At 70.0% G+C, this 17,278-nt stretch carries 13 protein-coding genes, 2 rRNA genes and 1 pseudogene (1 of these 16 only partly in view); 10 read left to right on the forward strand and 6 right to left on the reverse strand.

Going from position 1 to position 17,278, the window contains the following annotated elements; genetic code table 11:
* Both RV983_RS22420 and rrf read left to right on the forward strand, forming a co-directional pair.
* Positions 1 to 1,407, forward strand: a 23S ribosomal RNA gene (locus RV983_RS22420) (it extends 1,716 nt beyond the left edge of the window).
* An 84-nt stretch (positions 1,408 to 1,491) separates the two neighbouring features.
* Positions 1,492 to 1,608: ribosomal RNA gene (rrf, locus tag RV983_RS22425) — 5S ribosomal RNA — on the forward strand.
* Positions 1,609 to 1,691: 83 nt separating this feature from the next.
* Here the strand turns inward: rrf and RV983_RS22430 are convergent.
* The 6 genes from RV983_RS22430 to RV983_RS22455 are packed head-to-tail and all read right to left on the reverse strand — an operon-like array spanning position 1,692 to position 7,173.
* A complete protein-coding gene (locus tag RV983_RS22430) occupies positions 1,692 to 3,002 on the reverse strand; it encodes a DUF58 domain-containing protein (RefSeq protein ID WP_475987532.1) in 1,311 nt (436 codons plus the stop codon).
* 17 nt (positions 3,003 to 3,019) lie between these two features.
* A complete protein-coding gene (locus tag RV983_RS22435) occupies positions 3,020 to 3,988 on the reverse strand; it encodes an AAA family ATPase (protein WP_475987533.1) in 969 nt (322 codons plus the stop codon).
* Positions 3,985 to 4,851 carry a DUF4350 domain-containing protein gene (locus tag RV983_RS22440; protein ID WP_475987534.1) on the reverse strand — a complete coding sequence of 289 codons (867 nt, stop codon included), beginning with the start codon at positions 4,849 to 4,851 and terminating at the stop codon, positions 3,985 to 3,987. Before RV983_RS22440 ends, RV983_RS22435 begins: the two co-directional genes overlap by 4 nt.
* Positions 4,852 to 4,883: 32 nt before the next feature.
* Positions 4,884 to 5,225 carry a DUF4350 domain-containing protein gene (locus RV983_RS22445; RefSeq protein ID WP_475987535.1) on the reverse strand — a complete coding sequence of 114 codons (342 nt, stop codon included), beginning with the start codon at positions 5,223 to 5,225 and terminating at the stop codon, positions 4,884 to 4,886.
* Between the two features lie 41 nt (positions 5,226 to 5,266).
* Positions 5,267 to 5,923 carry a DUF4129 domain-containing protein gene (locus RV983_RS22450; protein WP_475987536.1) on the reverse strand — a complete coding sequence of 219 codons (657 nt, stop codon included), beginning with the start codon at positions 5,921 to 5,923 and terminating at the stop codon, positions 5,267 to 5,269.
* A gap of 5 nt (positions 5,924 to 5,928) precedes the next feature.
* Positions 5,929 to 7,173 carry a DUF7544 domain-containing protein gene (locus RV983_RS22455; RefSeq protein ID WP_475987537.1) on the reverse strand — a complete coding sequence of 415 codons (1,245 nt, stop codon included), beginning with the start codon at positions 7,171 to 7,173 and terminating at the stop codon, positions 5,929 to 5,931.
* Positions 7,174 to 7,316: 143 nt separating this feature from the next.
* Between RV983_RS22455 and mtnA the strand changes: the two genes are divergently transcribed.
* From mtnA to RV983_RS22495, 8 genes and pseudogenes are all read left to right on the forward strand, one after another.
* Entirely contained in the window at positions 7,317 to 8,453 is a 1,137-nt protein-coding gene (gene mtnA / locus RV983_RS22460; protein WP_475987538.1) for an S-methyl-5-thioribose-1-phosphate isomerase, read from the forward strand.
* A 266-nt stretch (positions 8,454 to 8,719) separates the two neighbouring features.
* A pseudogene (locus RV983_RS22465) lies at positions 8,720 to 9,484 on the forward strand (SDR family NAD(P)-dependent oxidoreductase).
* A gap of 273 nt (positions 9,485 to 9,757) precedes the next feature.
* The gene (gene mtrA, locus RV983_RS22470; protein WP_078620260.1) at positions 9,758 to 10,447 is read left to right on the forward strand and encodes a two-component system response regulator MtrA; all 690 of its coding nucleotides are present in this window, start codon (positions 9,758 to 9,760) and stop codon (positions 10,445 to 10,447) included.
* A gap of 1 nt (position 10,448) precedes the next feature.
* Entirely contained in the window at positions 10,449 to 12,449 is a 2,001-nt protein-coding gene (gene mtrB / locus RV983_RS22475; RefSeq protein WP_475987539.1) for an MtrAB system histidine kinase MtrB, read from the forward strand.
* Positions 12,449 to 14,275, forward strand: coding sequence for an LpqB family beta-propeller domain-containing protein (locus RV983_RS22480; RefSeq protein WP_475987540.1), 1,827 nt, complete (start codon positions 12,449 to 12,451; stop codon positions 14,273 to 14,275). The genes mtrB and RV983_RS22480 overlap by 1 nt, the downstream gene beginning before the upstream one ends.
* Positions 14,276 to 14,406: 131 nt before the next feature.
* Positions 14,407 to 15,132 (forward strand): ComF family protein, encoded by a 726-nt coding sequence (locus tag RV983_RS22485; RefSeq protein ID WP_475987541.1) that lies wholly within the window; start codon positions 14,407 to 14,409, stop codon positions 15,130 to 15,132.
* A 504-nt stretch (positions 15,133 to 15,636) separates the two neighbouring features.
* Entirely contained in the window at positions 15,637 to 16,320 is a 684-nt protein-coding gene (gene hpf / locus RV983_RS22490) for a ribosome hibernation-promoting factor, HPF/YfiA family (protein ID WP_475987542.1), read from the forward strand.
* Between the two features lie 183 nt (positions 16,321 to 16,503).
* Positions 16,504 to 17,274 carry a response regulator gene (locus RV983_RS22495; RefSeq protein ID WP_475987543.1) on the forward strand — a complete coding sequence of 257 codons (771 nt, stop codon included), beginning with the start codon at positions 16,504 to 16,506 and terminating at the stop codon, positions 17,272 to 17,274.
* The last annotated feature ends 4 nt before the right edge of the window (positions 17,275 to 17,278 follow it).

Below are 17,278 nucleotides of genomic sequence, written 5' to 3' on the forward strand. Positions count from 1 at the left end.
CGCCACTCATTAAGGCTGAGACCTGATGCCGAGCCGATTGTGGTGAAGTGGATGATCCTATGCTGTCGAGAAAAGCCTCTAGCGAGTTTCATGGCGGCCCGTACCCTAAACCGACTCAGGTGGTCAGGTAGAGAATACCGAGGCGTTCGGGTGAACTGTGGTTAAGGAACTCGGCAAAATGCCCCCGTAACTTCGGGAGAAGGGGGGCCATTGCTGGTGAGGGGACTTGCTTCCCGAGCTGGTGGTGGCCGCAGAGACCAGCGAGAAGCGACTGTTTACTAAAAACACAGGTCCGTGCGAAGCCGTAAGGCGATGTATACGGACTGACGCCTGCCCGGTGCTGGAACGTTAAGGGGACCGGTTAGCTCTGATTCGTCGGGGCGAAGCTGAGAACTTAAGCGCCAGTAAACGGCGGTGGTAACTATAACCATCCTAAGGTAGCGAAATTCCTTGTCGGGTAAGTTCCGACCTGCACGAATGGCGTAACGACTTCTCGACTGTCTCAACCACAGGCCCGGTGAAATTGCACTACGAGTAAAGATGCTCGTTTCGCGCAGCAGGACGGAAAGACCCCGGGACCTTTACTATAGCTTGATATTGGTGTTCGGTTCGGCTTGTGTAGGATAGGTGGGAGACTGTGAACTCCAAGCGCCAGCTTGGGGGGAGTCAACGTTGAAATACCACTCTGGTCGTGCTGGATGTCTAACCTCGGTCCGTGATCCGGATCAGGGACAGTGTCTGGTGGGTAGTTTAACTGGGGCGGTTGCCTCCTAAAGTGTAACGGAGGCGCCCAAAGGTTCCCTCAGCCTGGTTGGCAATCAGGTGTTGAGTGTAAGTGCACAAGGGAGCTTGACTGTGAGACTGACGGGTCGAGCAGGTACGAAAGTAGGGACTAGTGATCCGGCGGTGGCTTGTGGAAGCGCCGTCGCTCAACGGATAAAAGGTACCCCGGGGATAACAGGCTGATCTTCCCCAAGAGTCCATATCGACGGGATGGTTTGGCACCTCGATGTCGGCTCGTCGCATCCTGGGGCTGGAGTCGGTCCCAAGGGTTGGGCTGTTCGCCCATTAAAGCGGTACGCGAGCTGGGTTTAGAACGTCGTGAGACAGTTCGGTCCCTATCCGCTGTGCGCGTAGGAGTCTTGAGAAGGGCTGTCCCTAGTACGAGAGGACCGGGACGGACGAACCTCTGGTGTGCCAGTTGTCCTGCCAAGGGCATGGCTGGTTGGCTACGTTCGGGAGGGATAACCGCTGAAAGCATCTAAGCGGGAAGCCTGCTTCGAGATGAGGACTCCCACCCCCTTGAGGGGTTAAGGCTCCCAGTAGACGACTGGGTTGATAGGCCGGATGTGGAAGCCCAGTAATGGGTGGAGCTGACCGGTACTAATAAGCCGAGGGCTTGTCCGTAGGTTGCTCGCGTCCACTGTGTAGTTCTGAAACAACGAACCCCGGCTTTTTTGTGCCGGTGCCGGTTCGACAGTTTCATAGTGTTTCGGTGGTCATAGCGTTAGGGAAACGCCCGGTTACATTTCGAACCCGGAAGCTAAGCCTTTCAGCGCCGATGGTACTGCAGGGGGGACCCTGTGGGAGAGTAGGACGCCGCCGAACAATTTTTGAGCCCCGGCTCCCGAGTTTCATCACTCGGGGGCCGGGGCTTTTTTGCGTTCTGGCCACTCCCGGCGACAGCGCTTTTACAGGCGGCCGGCGGCCTTGAGTGCGAGGTACGCGTCTGCCAGGGCGGGGGCGATGTCGGCCGGTGGGGCGTCCACGACGGTGATGCCGTGGCGGGAGAGACGTTCTGCGACGCGTCGGCGTTCTGCGCGGGCCTGCTCCGCCGCGGCGGCCGCGTAGACCGCGTCGATGCTGCCGCGTCCCGCGGCCATGTCCTGAACGCGAGGATCGGCGACGGAGGCGACGAGGACCTCGTGGCGGTGCGTGAGCAGGGGCAGGACCGGCAGGAGGCCTTCTTCCATGGGGGCGGCGTCCAGGCCGGTGAGGAGCACCACCAGGGAACGGTGGGAGGCGCGTTGGAGGACGGTCGCGACAAGCCCCCGCGCATCGGATTCCACGAGTTCGGCGTCCAGCGGGGCCATGGCGTTGACGAAGGCGGGCAGTATGTCGCCGGCGGCGCGACCCTGTACGGAGGCCCGTACGCGGCGGTCGTAGGCGAGGAGGTCCACGCGGTCGCCTGCGCGGCCCGCGAGCACCGCGAGGAGCAGAGCCGCGTCCATGGCGGCGTCGAGCCGCGGTGCGTCGCCTACGCGTCCTGCGGAGGTGCGTCCGGTGTCCAGGACGACCAGGAGGTGCCGATCGCGTTCGGGGCGCCATGTGCGGATGGCGACGGTCGAGCGGCGGGCGGTGGCCCGCCAATCGATGGAGCGGGTGTCATCGCCGGGGATGTACTCGCGCAGCGAGTCGAACTCGGTTCCCTGCCCCCGGACAAGGACTGACGTACGGCCGTCGAGTTCCCGCAGGCGTGCGAGGCGGGAAGGTAGGTGCTTGCGGCTGTGGAAGGGCGGCAGCACGCGAACGGCCCAGGGCACCTGGTGCGAGCCTTGGCGGGCGGCCAGGCCGAGGGGGCCGAAGGAGCGGACGGTGACGCGTTCCGCGTGGCGGTCACCGCGGCGGGTGGGCTGGAGGACGGTGGTGAGGCGGCGGCGCTCACCGGCGGGGACGGTCAGGCTGTGGCGAGAGGAGGTGACCTCGGTGCCGGGGTGCCAGCTGCTCGGGGGCCAGGCGTCGCGCAGGGCGGCACGAAGGGTGCGGCGGTGCGGATTCGTCACGGTGAGCGTGATCTCCGCGATCTCGCCGAGTCGAACTGATGTGTCACCGGTTCGGGTGAAATGGAGCTTTCGCACTGGCGCGGCAAGGGCGAGGTCGCACACAATTCCGAGGAGAAGGAAGCCTTCGACGACCAGGATGCCGTTCCAGCCAGGGAGGAGCACCCCGACAACGAGGGCGCCGATCGCGGCGAGGAGGGCGGTTCGTCCGGTCAATGACATCGGGTCGGCCTGTCGTCTCAGCGGGGCACGGGGACGTGGGCGAGGACCGAGGTGATGACCGAGTCGGAGGTCGTGCCCTCCATCTCGGCCTCGGGGCGCAGTTGGATCCGGTGCCGGAGTGTGGGCAGGGCCAGGGCCTTCACGTCGTCGGGTGTGACGTAGTCGCGACCGGTGAGCCAGGCCCAGGCCCTGGCGGTGGCGAGGAGTGCGGTGGCCCCGCGGGGGGAGACGCCGAGAGCGAGTGAGGGGGAATCACGGGTGGCGCGGCAGATATCGACGATGTAGGCGGTGATGTCCAGCGAGACCGCTGTCTTGGCTACCGCTGCGCGCGCGGCGTCGAGGTCGGCGGGACCGGCGACGGGGCCGATGCCGGCGGAGCCCAGGTCCCGGGGGTTGAAGCCCTCAGCGTGTCGGGTGAGGACGTCGATCTCCGTCTCGCGGGAGGGCAGGGGCAGCACGAGTTTGAGGAGGAAGCGGTCCAACTGGGCTTCCGGGAGGGGATAGGTGCCCTCGTACTCGACGGGGTTCTGCGTGGCCGCGACCAGGAACGGTTCCGGCAGCGGGCGTGGGATGCCGTCGACGGTGACCTGGCGCTCTTCCATGGCCTCCAGGAGTGAGGCCTGTGTCTTGGGTGGCGTGCGGTTGATCTCGTCGGCGAGAAGGAGGTTGGTGAAGACGGGGCCGGCCTGGAAGGAGAACTCGGCGGTCCGGGCGTCATAGATCAGGGAGCCGGTGATGTCGCCGGGCATCAGGTCCGGTGTGAACTGGACGCGCTTGGTCTCCAGGTGCAGCGACGCGGCCAGCGCTCGCACCAGCAGTGTCTTGGCGACACCGGGTACGCCTTCGAGCAGTACGTGCCCGCGGCAGAGAAGGGCCACCACCAGACCGGTGACTGCCGGGTCCTGGCCGACGACGGCCTTGGCGATTTCTGTGCGCAGGGCCTCCAGGGAGGCGCGGGCACTGTCGGCAGTGGGAGCGGCGCTCACGGGGTTGCTTTCCTCTCGTTGCGCAGAATGCGGCGTTCGAGTGCGTCGAGGTCGTCGGCGAGGCGCAGCAGGGCGGCGTCGTCGGCCGGGGGAGGGCCGTACAGCGTGACGTGCGGATCCGTCGCGGGGTCGTCAAGGTGTGCGGCGACCGCTGAGGCGAGGGAGCTCGCGTCGTGCGCCTGGGATGGGGGGATCCCGAGGAGGGGAGCCAGTCGGTCCCGGGTCGCGGTCCGCAGCGCCTCGGCGGCGCGGGCGCGGGCGTTGCCCCGGCGGTAGAGACGGGCGCGCCCTTCGGTGGCCTCCGCGGCCCTCACGGTCGCCGGCAGCCGTTCGGAGACGATCGGGCCGAGTCGGCGGGCCCGCCAGAGTGCGGCAAGCGCGGCGGCGATGAGGAGTTGGATGAAGGTCCAGTTCCAGCCGTCAGGGATGAGGTCGAGGAAGCTCTGTTGGCCGCCGTCGAACGCGGCCGCGTCATCGAGAGAGGGGAGGTACCAGACGAGTTGCGAATGAGCACCGAGGATCTGCAGGGCGAGGGAGGCATTTCCCTGGTCGCCGAGGTTCTCGTTCTGCAGGAGTGCGTGGGTCCCCAGGACGATGACGTCACCGTCGGCTGTCGAAAGACGCACCAGGGTGGGGTTGCCCGCGCTGGTGCGGTAGCACCGGTCGGCATCTTCGGCGGTGGTCGTATAGGCGGTGCCGCCGAGATCGGTGTCGCCCGCGCGGACCGCGGCGGGCAGGTCGCATCCGGCCCTACGGGTCTTGACGGGGGTGGGGCCCGCGTAGCGGACCCCAGGGGCGAGCACGTCGACGGACGAGTCGCTCGGGTCCAGCAGGACCGTGCGGCCACCGCCGGCCTGCGTCATGGCCGTGCGGAGACGCGACTGCTGACGTCCCGTCAGAAGGTCCGGAACGGTGACGAGGAGGGTTGCGTCGGGGCCGACGGCGGCAGCTGACGTCCCGTCAGAAGGTCCGGAACGGTGACGAGGAGGGTTGCGTCGGGGCCGACGGCGGCAGCGGCGTCGTCGGTGGTGGTGACGACCGTGGTGGTCACGCCGCGGTCGAGGAGGAGTTGTGCCAGGGCCCGGCTGCCTGTCGGGTCGGGAGAACGGGGGTCCAGGGCATGGTGGTTCTCACCGGATTGCAGGGCGGCGTAAACGACGCCGAAGAGCGCGAGGGCGAGGCCCGCGGCCAGTACGGCACGCCAGCGGCCCCAGAGTTGACGTGCTGTGGGAGACACGGCGGTACTGGCAGGGTCCGGTGTCGTTGCCGGGGCAGTGGTCACGGGCGGGCGCTCCCGGACGGTGCCGCGGCGGTCTCGGCGAAGCGGGGCTTGGTGCGCCCCACGTGGGTGTCCAGATCGCGGAGGGCCGCGTAGGCCTCGGGACTGCCCGGCCGGTTGCCGTAGGTGACGTCGTCGAAGGTGCGGGCGGCGTCGCGGAGCGCCGCTGCGTGGGCGGGCAGGTGGCGGCCGGCGTCGGCCACAGCCTCGTGGGCGGTGCGGCCTGGGCGGGGGTCGATCACGGCGCGTTCCTCAAGGGAGCGCACGATCGCCCGCATCCGCTCCTGGACGGCCCCGGTCCAGGCGTTGTTGCGGGCGTGTTCCTCGGCCGCGGCCCGGTGCTCCGCGGCGGTGCGCGGCGCCTCGGCGAACAGGCCGCTGCCCGCGGTGGGCTGGGCACGCAGCTTGCCGAGGTGCAGGCGCAGGGCGACGACCAGTACGACGACCAGCACGGCCACCGTCACCAGGCCGACAGCGCCTCCGGGGGCGGACCCGGAGGCACTGTCCATCAGATCGGCGAACTTCCTCCACAGCCACCCCAGGGCGCGCTGGAGGAGGCCGGGGTCGTTCTGGTGGTAGACGGCCTTGGACAGTTCGTCCTCGGCCGCCTCGCGCGCCGGAACGCGCGGGATCGTGACCGGTACGTCCCCCGACACCGGCGTCAGGCCCCGGAGGCCGGACTCGCGCCGGGCGCGCCCGTCGGCTCTCCGTATCCGGTGACGCCGGCCGCACGGGCGAGGTCGATGTCCAGGGCCTCGCGGCGGATGCGCTGGTCCATGTAGAGCAGGGCGGTCACGCCCGCGCTGATCGGGAAGGTGATGGTGGATCCGATGACGGCGCCGATGCCGACGACGATCAGATAGGACCAGCCGAGACCGGCGGAGTTGCCCGACATGAAGGCGGAGAGACCGTCGCCGCTGACGGCAAGGCCCACGATCAGGAAGGGGATCTGGATGATCGACGTGATGAGGTAGACGAGCAGCGAGGAGAGCAACTGGATACCCAGGACCCGCCACCACGAGCCCCGCACCAACTTGACGGAGCGCGCCAAGGACTTGACCACGCCCTGCTTCTCCAGCATCAGCACGGGAGAGGCGAGGCTGAACCGGATCATCAGCCACACGACGACGACGATCGCCGCCAGACCGCCGAACAGCGCGAGGCTGAGCCCGGCGCCGACGGAGCCACCGACGGCCAGTGCCACCCCGGGGCCGATGCCGACGGCCACGATGCCCACCCCTATGAGGGCGATCAGGAGGGTCAGTCCGAGCAGCCGGGCCAGCTGGGGCCGGGCGTCGGACCACGCCTCTCCTGTGGTGACCTGGCGGCCCAGCACGGCTCTGCTGATGACCATGGTGAGCATCGCGGTGGCGATCACCACGCCGAGGAGCGTGATGATCAGGGTGACCCCGGCACCCGCGAGGCTGCCGCCGACGGCGTCCGCGACATCGCTGAGGCTGGGTTCGGGGTTGTTCTCCAAGGCGTTGATGTTGCTGTTGTCACTGAGGGCCAGTCCCTGCAGCAGCACCGAGGCGCCCTGGGTGACCAGGGAGACCACCAGCGCGATGCCCAGCACCGTCCGCCAGTGCGCGCGCATGGTCGAGACCGCCCCGTCCAGGATCTCGCCCACTCCCAGCGGCCGCAGCGGGATGACGCCGGGCTTGGGAGAGGGCGGAAGACCCCAGTGGGGCGGCTTCCAGCCGCGCTGTGCGGTGCCGCCCCAAGTGGGGGGCGGGGGCGGGCTGCCCCATCCTCCGCTTCCGGTGGCCTGCCACTGGCCGGCCGGAGGCTGCTGCTGGGTCCAGTTCGGGGGCGCAGAATCCTGCGGCGTGTCGGGCCCGTTCGGGTGGCCCGGCTCGTCGGAGGGGGAGGATCCGGGCGAGGCCCAGCCCGGAGAGTCGTTCATCATCGCTCCTTCGTTACTGCGCTACCCGATCGTTCAACGCCGGGACGGTGGCAATCGTGCCATGGGGTAAGTGGCCTTGTACCCGCGGATGCGGTATGCCGCAACCGTTCAAAACGTGCTGCCGTTCACGGCAGACTGGGCAGATGGGTGATCAGTACGTGGTATCTCTGGCCAACGAAACCAAGAGGAACCCCGACGAACCGCTTCCGGCGCTGCGCTGGGAGGAGCCGCCGGAGGGGCCCGTCCTCGTCCTGCTCGACCAGACACGCCTCCCCGCGGAGGAAGTGGAACTGGTCTGCACCGATGTGCCCGCGCTCGTCGAGGCGATCCGCACTCTCGCCGTGCGCGGGGCGCCGCTGCTCGGCATAGCGGGCGCCTACGGTGTGGCGCTCGCCGCAGTGCGCGGTTACGACGTCGACGACGCCGCCGAAACACTCGCGCACGCCCGGCCCACCGCCGTCAACCTGGCTTACGGCGTCAAGCGCGCCGTGGCCGCCTACCGCGCCGCCCTGACCGGCGACGCCCACGGCGCTCCCGACCGCGCCGCGGCCGCCGCTCTCACCGAGGCCCGCAGACTCCACGCCGAGGACGCCGAGGCCAGCATCGCCATGGGCAGGAACGGCCTCCAGCTGCTCTCCGAGCTCCTGCCCGGCGGCGGCTACCAGATCCTCACGCACTGCAACACCGGTGCTCTCGTCTCGGGCGGCGAGGGCACCGCCTTCGCCGTCGCCCTCGCCGCCCACCGGCGAGGCCAGCTGCGCCGGTTGTGGGTCGACGAGACCCGCCCTCTGCTCCAGGGCGCCCGGCTCACCGCCTACGAGGCCGCCCGTACCGGCATGGCGTACACGCTGCTCACCGACAACGCCGCCGGTTCGCTCTTCGCCTCCGGAGAGGTCCATGCCGTCCTCGTCGGCGCCGACCGCATCGCCGCCGACGGTTCCGTCGCCAACAAGGTCGGCAGCTACCCGCTCGCCGTCCTGGCCCGCTACCACAACGTGCCCTTCGTCGTCGTGGCTCCGACCACGACCGTCGACCTGGAGACCCCGGACGGGGCGTCCGTCGAGATCGAGCAGCGTCCCGGCCACGAGGTCACGGACGCGGCAGGACACGCCATGGCTCCGCTCGGCACCCAGGCGTACAACCCCGCGTTCGACATCACACCGCCGGGCCTGATCACGGCAATGGTCACCGAGAACGGAGTGATCTCGCCCGTTACCGCGGATGCCCTGGCGGCACTGTGTGCGCCGCGTTCTCCGGATCTCGATCAGGCACGGGGATGATCCCGGGCTGAAACGGGGAAACGGCCCCCTGACCGGCGCATCGACGCGGGTCAGGGGGCCGTCGTATGCCCAGGCTCGCTTCGACACCGCCCCGGCCGAGCGCTCCTCGCGGCAGCCGGCCGGCCCTCGTTCCGCGGCCTGGTACTGGCAGTCCGTGGAAAGCGGATGCACTGGCTGCGCGGGCCGCCCGCCCCTCCACTGGACATGGGGGAGGTCGCCGGCCACCGGCTCGGTCTCCACCGTCGAGCACCCACGAAGGAGTCACTGTGAGCACCCACCAGAAGATCGCCCTCATCACCGGGGCCAACCGCGGCCTGGGACGCGCCGGTGCCCTGTAACTGGCCGCGACCGGAGTCGACGTCGTGATCACGTACCGGAACAACCGGGCCGAGGCAGAGGACGTCGTGGCGGCCATCGAGGGTCTGGGCCGGTCCGCGGCCGCCCTGCGCCTGGACACCAGTGCCGTGAGCTCCTTCGCCGGCTTCGCCGGGCAACTGGGCGGCGAGCTGAAAACCCGCTGGGACAGGACGACCTTCGACTTCCTCGTCAACAACGCCGGTCACGACCTGACGGCCTCCTTCGCGGAAACCACCGAGAAGGACTTCGACGACCTGGTCGACGTCCACCTCAAGGGCGCGTTCTTCCTCACCCAGTCCCTGCTGCCGCAGCTCGCCGACGGCGGTGCCGTCGTGAACGTCTCCAGCGGTCTGACGCGCATCACCGCGCTCGGTCACGCCGCCTACGGCGCCATCAAGGGCGCGATCGAGGTCCTCACCCGCTACCAGGCAAAGGAACTCGGCGGACGCGGTATCCGCGTCAACACCATCGCCCCCGGAGCGACGGCGACCGACTTCGGCGGCGGTGGCATGAAGCACAACGAGCAGGTGCGGACCCGGATCGGCTCACAGGTCGCTCTCGGCCGTATGGGCGAGCCCGACGACATCGGTGCGGCACTCGCCGCGCTGCTCTCGGACGCGAACCGGTGGGTGACGGCGCAGCGCATCGAGATCTCGGGAGGCCAGAGCCTGTGACCCGGTCCGCTGACCGGGTCCCGCGAGGCCCCCCGCGAGTCGGAAGGGCCACAAAGTGACCTTCGTCGGAGAACAAGGCCATACGACCCGTCGCGCACCTCGGCATGAACCTGGCAGGGTGTTCACTGTCCGGAACCAGGTGTCCGGAGCCCGTACAGGCGAGTGACGTCGGCGGCTCCGAAACATCCCAGGTCAACGGCAGATGTCAGTGGACGGAGATCACGGCGGAGTGACGACAAACACCATGGTCAAAGCTATCGATGCGAAAATGGGATGATGGTCGCTATGAAGGGACGCGTCCTGGTCGTCGACGACGACACCGCACTGGCAGAGATGCTTGGCATCGTGCTGCGCGGCGAAGGTTTTGAGCCGTCGTTCGTGGCCGACGGTGACAAGGCCCTCGCTGCTTTCCGTGAGACCAAGCCGGATCTGGTTCTCCTCGACCTCATGCTCCCCGGGCGGGACGGCATCGACGTATGCCGTCAGATCCGTGCCGAGTCCGGGGTGCCCATCGTCATGCTCACCGCGAAGAGCGACACCGTCGACGTGGTGGTGGGCCTGGAGTCCGGCGCCGACGATTATGTGATCAAGCCGTTCAAGCCCAAGGAGCTCGTGGCCCGGGTACGGGCCCGGCTGCGCAGGGCGGAGGAGCCGACACCCGAGCAACTCACCATCGGTGACCTCGTCATCGATGTCGCCGGGCACTCGGTCAAGCGGGACGGGCAGCCGATCGCGCTGACCCCGCTCGAGTTCGACCTGCTGGTCGCGCTCGCCCGCAAGCCCTGGCAGGTCTTCACCCGCGAGGTGCTCCTCGAGCAGGTCTGGGGCTACCGGCATGCCGCCGACACCCGCCTGGTCAACGTGCACGTCCAGCGGTTGCGCTCCAAGGTCGAACGCGACCCCGAGCGCCCCGAGATCGTGGTGACCGTCCGCGGCGTCGGCTACAAGGCCGGACCGGGCTGACATGGCGACCTCGTACGAGCGTGAGCGGCAGGAGAGCCGGCACGCGGACCCGCTCACGGGCCTGCTGCCGGTGCTCCGCTCGTGCGTGCGCTGGGCCCGGCGGCCGCTCCAGCCCGCCACCCGGCTGTGGCGTCGCAACATCCAATTGCGCGTCGTCGCCACCACACTCCTGATGTCGCTGGGCGTCGTGCTGCTCCTCGGCGTGGTCGTGATCGGCCAGGTCAAGAACGGACTGCTCGACGCCAAGCGGCAGACCGCGCAGAGCCAGGCCGTCGGCGGCTTCGCCGTGGCCAAGGAGAAGGCCCGCAACGTCACCGACAGCGGTGACACCGGAACCGACGGGCGCAGCCAGACCGACACCGCGACCTGGCTCAACAACCTCGTCGAACAGCTCGCCAGCGGCGGCCAGGGCGTCTACTCCGTCGTCGCCCTCAGCTCCAACGCCCAGCAGCGGCCCTACAGCGCCCAGGCCGACAGCCCCGGCACCCACGGTCCGCGCGGCTCCGGCGGAGTGTGGCCCGAGGAGAGCGTGCCCGCCGATCTGCGGCAGTCCCTCGACGGCACGCTGGAGGTCTACGAGCGCTACACCTCGATGAAGAGCGACAGCGTCCCCCAGGGGGAACCCGCGCTCATCGTCGGACAGCGCCTCAACGACCCCAACGGCAAGCCCTACCAGCTGTACTACCTCTTCCCCTTCGACCAGGAGGAGAAGACGCTCGGCCTGGTCAAGGGCACCCTCGCCACCGCCGGCATCTTCGTCGTCGTGCTGCTCGGCGCGATCGCCTGGCTCGTCGTGCGCCAGGTCGTCACCCCGGTCCGCATGGCCGCCCAGATCTCCGAACGGCTGGCCGCCGGCCACCTGCAGGAACGCATGAAGGTCACCGGCGAGGACGACATCGCCCGCCTCGGCGAATCGTTCAACAAGATGGCCCAGACCCTCCAGGTCAAGATCCAGCAACTGGAGGACCTGTCCCGGATGCAGCGTCGCTTCGTCTCGGACGTCTCCCACGAACTGCGCACGCCGCTGACCACGGTCCGCATGGCCGCCGACGTCATCCACGAGGCCCGCGAGGACTTCGACCCGGCGACGTCCCGCTCCGCCGAACTGCTCCAGAACCAGCTCGACCGGTTCGAGTCGATGCTCTCCGACCTGTTGGAGATCAGCCGTTTCGACGCCGGTGCCGCGGCCCTGGAAGCCGAACCGATAGACCTGCGCGACGTCGTTCGCCGGGTCGTCGACGGCGCCGAGCCGCTCGCCGAGCGCAAGGGCAGCCGCATCGTCGTCCACGGCGACGAGCAGCCGGTGACCGTCGAGGCCGACGCCCGGCGCCTCGAGCGCGTCCTGCGCAACCTCGTCGTCAACGCCGTCGAGCACGGTGAGGGCCGCGACGTCCATGTCCGCATGGCGTCCGCCGGCGGCGCCGTCGCCGTGGCCGTCCGCGACTACGGAGTCGGCCTCAAGCCCGGCGAGGCCACCCGCGTCTTCAACCGCTTCTGGCGTGCCGACCCCGCGCGCGCCCGCACCACCGGCGGCACCGGCCTCGGTCTGTCCATCGCGCTCGAGGACGCACGGCTGCACGGCGGCTGGCTGCAGGCCTGGGGGGAACCGGGGGGCGGATCGCAGTTCCGGCTGACCCTGCCCCGTACCGGCGCCGACGGCCTGCGCGGCTCCCCGATCGCCCTGGAGCCCGAGGACTCCCGCCGCAACCGCGAACTGAACGCCGGCCCGGCCCACCGCGCCATGCCCGCCGGCGCCACCGCGCTCGGCGTGGCCCTCGAGGGCGCGCCGGTCCCGTCGCGCACCCCGGCCCTGCACGGGGTGCCTGTGTCGCGGTTCGCCGCGCCTGCCATCCCGAACATGCCGCTCAGCCCTCCCCGGCCTCCCGCCGCCGACCCGGCCGCGCTGCCCGGCAACGGCGCCCGCGTCGTCGGCCACCGCGCCGGCAGCGGCACGGCCACCCACACCACCACCACGGACCAGGCGCGGGAGGACGAGAGCTGATGCGCGCGACGGGGGGCGGCCGACCGCGGCCGGTCAAGGCGGGCATGCTCCTGGGCTGCCTCCTCGTGCTGCTCACGGGCTGTGCCTCCATGCCCGACAGTGGTGAAGTGCACCGGGTCGGCGGCGAGCAGCACGCGGACAGCGACCCCCAGGTACGCGTCTACGGGGTGAAACCGCAAAAGGGCGAGACGCCGCGGGAGATCGTCAGCGGATTCCTCGAAGCGACCACCAGTGACGAGGCGAAGTACGACACCGCCAAGCTCTACATGACCAAGGAGCAGGCCCAGCGGTGGAAGCCTGACTCCGGGATCACCATCCTCGCCGACGGCTCCACCCAGGTGCCGGAGCCGGATTCCACGGGCGACGGCAAGGGCGACGACGGCACCCAGATCAGCCTCACCGGTGAGAAGGTCGCCGCCGTCGACGCCCGGCACGCGTACCGCGCGGACGAGGGCACCTTCAGCACCGGCATCCGGCTGACCAAAGAGAACGGCGAATGGCGCATCGCCGGCGTCGGCGACGGGCTCGTGCTGAGCGAGGCCGACTTCAACCGCTTCTACCGCTCGGTGGACACCTACTACTTCGCCTCCCTGGGCCCCGACACCCTCGCCGGGGGCAGGCACCGCGAGGCCCTGGTCGCCGACCCCCTGTACCTGCGCAAGCGCATCAACCCGTTGGGCGCCACCGTCGACGCGCTGCTGACCGGGCCCACCGACTGGCTGGAGCCCGTCGTCGAATCGGCCTTCTCCAGCGGCATCCGCGCCACCAAGGTCACCCTCGACGACACTCAGCGCCTCACCGTCCGGCTCAACCGCGCGCCCGGCGACAGCCTCCGCTGCCGGCGGATGGCCGCCCAGCTCATCCAGACCGTGCAGGGCATGTCCTCCAGCCCCCTGCCGTCCGTGGAAGTGCAGGGCCCCGGCGGTCGCGCCGCCTGCTCCCTGCAGCGCGAGCAGGCAGCCCGTGACTACGCCCCGGAGGGGCTTGCCGGACAGGGCAACGAGCAGTACTTCATCGACGCCGACCACCACCTCGTCAGCCTCAGCGGCGACGGCACCCAGCCCATCACCGTGCCCGGGCCCTTCGGGTCGGGGCCGGTCAAGCTGGGCACCGTCGCAGTGCGCCGCGACGAGCAGTCCGCGGCCGGGGTCACGGAGGACGGCAGCAACCTCTACGTGGCCCCGCTGGACGCCGGCGGGCAACTCGGGGCGGTCGTCGCACGCAGTCGTGCCGTCGACAAGAAGAACCGGCTCAGCGCTCCCAGCTGGGACGGCTACGGCGGCCTGTGGGTCGCCGACCGCGACCCGCACCGGCCCCGGCTGCTCATGTTCCGCGACGGCGCCGGCACACCCGTCGACGTCGCCGTACCGGAGCTCGGCAACGGGCGCATCGAGTCGCTGCGCGTGGCCGCCGACGGCGTCCGTATCGCCCTACTGGTGAGCGAGGACAAGCACACCACGCTGCGGCTCGGCCGCATCGAACGCACCGGGCCCTCCGACGACCCGCAGATCGCGGTCGCCGACCTGCGCCGCGTCACCCCGCAGCTGGAGGACGTCATAGCGGCCTCCTGGGCCGGGGTGAGCCGCCTTGTAGTGGTGGGCCGGGAGACCGGGGGCGTCCCCCAGATCCAGTACGTCGACGCGGACGGCTCGGCCTCCTTCACCCCGAGCCTGCCCGGCATCAGCGGCGTCAAGTCGGTGGCCGCCTCCGAGAACCAGGACAAGCCGCTGCTCGCGGAACTGGACGGCGGCATCTTCCGGCTGCCTCCGGACGCGAACTGGAAGGAAGTCACCCGCAAGGGCACCGCGCCGGTCTACCCGGGCTGAGCCCTCGGACCTCGCTCGCGCGAGGTCTCTTCGCGGTCGTCCGGCCTCCCGCGAAGCTTTACCCACAGGAGTTATCCACAGACCTGTGGATGACCCTGGCGGATGGCGCCCCTACCCGGCATCGTTGAGTCATGCGAGGCCTACGGGGATGGTGGCGCGAAATCGCGGGTCTGGTGCTGCCGGGGGAGTGCGCGGGGTGCGGTGCGCCGCGTACCGGACTGTGCGAGGAGTGCGGGGCGACGCTGTACGAGCCGGGGGCGCGGCGCGTGTGGCCGGACCCGCCGCCCGCCGGGCTCCCGGAGGTGTGGGCGGCGGCCGTCTACGCCGACCAGCCACGCGCCGTGCTGCTCGCGCACAAGGAGCGCGGCGCCCTGGGGCTGGCGCGCCCGCTGGGCGCGGCGCTGGCGGGCGCCGTCTACGCGTCGGTGAGGGGAGGGGGTGGGGGAGGGGCCCCCGAGACCGGGCCGCTCCTGCTCGTCCCCGTCCCCTCCTCCCGCCGCGCCGTCGCCGCCCGCGGCCATGACGCCACCCGCCGCATGGCCCGCGCCGCAGCCGCCGAGCTGCGCAGGGACGGGCTGGCCGTGCGGGCCGCCGGGGTCCTGCGGCAGCGCCGCGCCGTCGCCGACCAGGCCGGCCTCGCCGCACCGGAGCGCCTCGCCAACCTCTCCGGGGCCCTGGAGGCCACACCGGGCGCCGCCGGGCTGCTCGGGCGCACCGCGGCGGTCCTGGTGGACGATCTGATGACCACGGGCGCCTCGTTGGTGGCATCGGCCCGGGCCGTCGAGGCGGCCGGCGGCCGTGTCCTTGCCGCCGCGGTGATCGGCGGCCCGGCTCCGCTGCGCCGCCGAACGGAGTAGCGGGCCGCGCGGGAGAGGGGTGCCGCATCGCAGACCGCGGCACACCGCCCGGGGGTGCGGGGGACCGCGCGCTCCGATGCCCCGGAGCGGGCCCGCGCACCCTCGTGCGCGGGTGGTCACCTCCGCGCGCCGGCAAGCGGAACCCTTCAGGCACCGGCGATGTTGCAGGTCGCGCAACCGCCGTTTCACCCGAACGGAGGTATAGCGCCCCTGGGGGTGCCGACCGTGGTACTCCGGGTCTATGTTCGGTTGTGAGGGACGGAGCTGCCTGAGATGGCCCGCCGTTCCGCGGACCGCGGGTTGTGGTTCACCCACCGTTCAGTGGATGTTGATCTTTCTCCCGGGGGAGGAGGAGGTGAGAGTCGCGGCTTCGCCGCCCCGGAGGAGTCCGGAGGTGCGCGGAGCGGCTACGAACGTCGACGCCGGGCGGGACCTGGTACCCGCCGGCCTCAGCGCAAGGGATCCGTCCTGTGCGAACGGGGCGATCCGGGAACGGAGTTCTGCGTGGACATCGTCGTCAAGGGCCGCAAGACCGAGGTGCCCGAGCGGTTCCGGAAGCACGTGAACGAGAAGCTGGACAAGATCCAGAAGCTCGACGGCAAGGTGATCAGCCTCGAAGTCGAGGTGTCCAAGGAGCCGAACCCGCGGCAGGCGGACCGCTCCGACCGGGTGGAGATCACTTTGCTCTCGCGTGGACCGGTGATCCGGGCCGAGGCCGCCGCTACGGATCCGTATGCGGCGCTCGACCTCGCGGTGAGCAAGCTCGAGGCGCGACTGCGCAAAGCCGCCGACAAGCGCAGGGTGCACCACCGCGGCGGGAGCCGCGCGTCCCTCAGCGTGGCGGAGGCGACGGCCGTCCTGGCCGCCGAGGAGTTCAACGGCACCCGGCCCGTGGAGGAGTCCGCCGCCGGCGTGCCCACCACCAAGATGGGTTCCCTGGAGGTCCAGGGCGAAGGCCCGCTGGTGGTACGCGAGAAGACGCATGCGGCAGCACCTATGACGCTCGATCAGGCGCTCTACGAGATGGAACTGATCGGGCACGACTTCTATCTGTTCATCGACTCCGACACGGAACAACCGAGTGTCGTCTACCGGCGGCACGGCTACGACTACGGCGTCATCCACCTCAAGGCGGACCCTTCCGTCATGGTGGCGCCGTCCGGTGCGGGAGGAGCGCTGCGCCGGTGATGTGACGGTCTCGGGTGGCGCCCCTGGGTGGGAAAGGACCTCCGCCTGGGGGCGTTGCCGTGCCGCGGCATGGAATCATGGCCGGGCAGCCGACTTTCGGGCCGCATCGCCCGATTGGCCTGGCACGAACGTGCACAAAAGCGTGCAACGACCACGGGCGGCCGGCCCGAGGGGGAGGAACCCATGGCCGACAGCTTCGAGCCCACGACGTCCGGCGCGACGGAACCCGGTGGCGGGGCCGTGCGGGACGCGGGCACGAACGGCGCGCACGGCGCGGCCGGTGCGCCGCGCAAGGAGCCCATCAGGGTCCTCGTGGTGGACGATCACGCGCTCTTCCGGCGGGGGCTGGAGATCGTGCTCGCGCAGGAGGAGGACATCCAGGTCATCGGTGAGGCCGGGGACGGCGCGGAGGCGACGGAGAAGGCCGCCGACCTGCTCCCGGACATCGTGCTGATGGATGTGCGGATGCCGAAGCGGGGCGGGATCGAGGCCTGCACCTCCATCAAGGAGGTGGCGCCGAGCGCGAAGATCATCATGCTGACGATGAGCGACGAGGAGGCGGACCTCTACGAGGCGATCAAGGCCGGCGCCACCGGCTATCTCCTCAAGGAGATCTCCACGGACGAGGTCGCCACCGCGATCCGCGCGGTTGCCGACGGGCAGTCGCAGATCAGCCCGTCGATGGCATCCAAGCTGCTCACCGAGTTCAAGTCGATGATCCAGCGCACCGACGAGCGCCGGCTCGTCCCGGCCCCCCGGCTGACCGACCGTGAGCTGGAGGTGCTGAAGCTCGTCGCGACCGGGATGAACAACCGGGACATCGCGAAGGAGCTCTTCATCAGCGAGAACACGGTCAAGAACCATGTGCGCAACATCCTGGAGAAGCTCCAACTGCACTCGCGCATGGAGGCCGTGGTGTACGCGATGCGCGAGAAGATCCTGGAGATCCGCTAGGGGC

The sequence above is a fragment of the Streptomyces sp. RLA123 genome, assembly GCF_056270165.1.

What these genes read in the sequence shown, in the direction of transcription:
- RV983_RS22495 (WP_475987543.1), top strand. Translation starts at nt 16,504, where the DNA reads ATGGCCGACAGCTTCGAGCCCACGACGTCCGGCGCGACGGAACCCGGT.
- RV983_RS22480 (WP_475987540.1), top strand. Translation starts at nt 12,449, where the DNA reads ATGCGCGCGACGGGGGGCGGCCGACCGCGGCCGGTCAAGGCGGGCATG.
- RV983_RS22455 (WP_475987537.1), bottom strand. Translation starts at nt 7,173, where the DNA reads ATGAACGACTCTCCGGGCTGGGCCTCGCCCGGATCCTCCCCCTCCGAC.
- RV983_RS22430 (WP_475987532.1), bottom strand. Translation starts at nt 3,002, where the DNA reads ATGTCATTGACCGGACGAACCGCCCTCCTCGCCGCGATCGGCGCCCTC.
- mtnA (WP_475987538.1), top strand. Translation starts at nt 7,317, where the DNA reads ATGGGTGATCAGTACGTGGTATCTCTGGCCAACGAAACCAAGAGGAAC.
- RV983_RS22485 (WP_475987541.1), top strand. Translation starts at nt 14,407, where the DNA reads ATGCGAGGCCTACGGGGATGGTGGCGCGAAATCGCGGGTCTGGTGCTG.
- mtrA (WP_078620260.1), top strand. Translation starts at nt 9,758, where the DNA reads ATGATGGTCGCTATGAAGGGACGCGTCCTGGTCGTCGACGACGACACC.
- mtrB (WP_475987539.1), top strand. Translation starts at nt 10,449, where the DNA reads ATGGCGACCTCGTACGAGCGTGAGCGGCAGGAGAGCCGGCACGCGGAC.
- RV983_RS22440 (WP_475987534.1), bottom strand. Translation starts at nt 4,851, where the DNA reads ATGACGCAGGCCGGCGGTGGCCGCACGGTCCTGCTGGACCCGAGCGAC.